The sequence below is a fragment of the Methanoregula sp. genome (assembly GCF_002835825.1).
Classification (GTDB): Archaea; Halobacteriota; Methanomicrobia; order Methanomicrobiales; family Methanospirillaceae; genus Methanoregula.
Window position 1 is genome coordinate 1 of record NZ_PIZH01000408.1, and the last position, 1,839, is coordinate 1,839.

Annotated in this window: 2 protein-coding genes; one reads left to right on the forward strand and one right to left on the reverse strand. The window is 52.5% G+C overall.

The annotated features are described in order from the left end of the window. The first annotated feature begins 126 nt into the window (after positions 1-126). On the forward strand, positions 127-1,071 hold the full coding sequence (gene rfbB / locus CW742_RS11630; protein ID WP_292420568.1) for a dTDP-glucose 4,6-dehydratase: 945 nt from the start codon (positions 127-129) through the stop codon (positions 1,069-1,071). A gap of 7 nt (positions 1,072-1,078) precedes the next feature. On the opposite strand, the gene CW742_RS11635 is transcribed toward rfbB, so the two are convergent. Next, a partial coding sequence (locus CW742_RS11635; protein WP_292420569.1) for a glycosyltransferase occupies positions 1,079-1,839 on the reverse strand: 761 nt, incomplete at its 5' end.

Sequence of the window (1,839 nt, forward strand, 5' to 3'; positions counted from 1 at the left end):
GGTGGTAAGTGTGCCTTCAGAGCCGTATAATTACAAGGAGCCTGACGAATTCCGGCTGCCCCCCGATTCCCCCGAGATACCGTACGACTGGATACTCGATCCCGGCAAAAAACACGGGTGACCCCGATGCGGTTCCTTGTTACCGGCGGTGCCGGGTTTATCGGATCGAATTTTGTACGGTTTCTGGTAGAGAGATATCCCGAGGATGAGATCGTTGTCCTTGACAAGCTCACGTACGCCGGGCGAAAAGAGAATCTCCGCGATGTCAGAAAGAAGATCACGTTCATCCGGGGAGATATCTGCAGGGAGAAGGATGTGAACAAAGCCGGTTCCTGCGATGTCATCTTTAATTTTGCTGCAGAGACCCATGTTGACCGCTCCATCTCCGATCCCGGTATCTTTGTCAGGACCGATGTCATGGGAACCTGCACCCTGCTCGATTATGCCCACAGGAACAATGTATCGCGGTATATCCAGATCAGCACGGATGAGGTCTATGGCAGCATCACCAGGGGATCGTTTAAAGAAGGGGACAACCTTGACCCCTCGTCACCCTATTCGGCAAGCAAAGCTGCCGCTGAACACCTCGTCCTGTCATATTACAAGACCTATGATCTGCCCGTGATTATCACGCGGAGCTCGAACAATTACGGGCCATACCAGTTCCCGGAAAAACTGATTCCCGTGCTCATACTCAAAGCCCTTGCCAATAAACCTCTCCCGATCTACGGGACCGGGCTGAATGTCCGTGACTGGCTCTATGTGACGGATAACTGCTCAGGAATCGACAGGGTTCAAAGCCATGGAAAGACCGGGGAGATCTATAACATCGGGGCAGGTGAGGAAAGAACAAACCTGGAGATGGCAAAGATTATCTTGAAGAATCTTAAAAAACCTGAAAAACTCCTCAGTTTCATCCGGGACCGTCCCGGGCATGATTTCCGGTACTCCGTTGACACCAAAAAAATCCGGAAACTCGGCTGGAAACCCCAGATGCCGTTTGAGAAAGCGATCATTCAGACAATCGACTGGTACCGGACGAATACGGCGGGGTGGAGTTCGTTGCAGTAATACCGGTTCACGGGGTGAACCCGGCAGATATCCGTATTTTGAGTTTCAGGAAATAGAATTTTATCTTGAACATCCCGTACCGGAAGAGATTGTTCCGGAACAGGTCCGGGCGCCGGCTCTTCCAGGCATCAAGGATTTCAAACGATTCGGCCATGATCCGGTCGATCTTTCTGAACGTACCGCTCTCTTTATGGGTGCGGTACTTCAGCAGGGGTTTATCAATAAAATCTGCTGTTCCCAGCTCAGCAGCCCTCAGCAGGAGATCGTAATCTTCTGCAAGCGCATACTCCGGCCGGAAGCCCCCGGTACGGTCGAATACTTCCCTTGGCATCATGACCGAGGATATGGGGATGAAATTATCAAAGAGGAGGGCTTCGAGAATTGCACCGCGGTTGCGGGCTCCGAGGGTGAGGACATTCTCCCTGATGAGGTTTCCCTGGTCATCAATGATGGATTCATTCGTGAAGGATAAACTCATGGAAGGGTCCGATTCAAGCAGGGCCACCTGTTCTTCGATCTTTTCCGGGGCCCAGAGGTCATCCTGGTCAATGAATGCCAGGTACTTTCCCCGGCTTGATCGGACACCGGTATTCCGGGCTCTGCTCACACCGCCATTTTCCACCGTGAGGACAATCAGCCGGTCTCCAATCTCCTCTTTGAGATCTTCCAGGATCTGCCGGCTGTTGTCGGGTGATCCGTCATTGACGGCAATGATCTCGAACCGCGGGTCCCGCTGCCCGGTTACTGAATGAATGGTCTCCCGGAGGT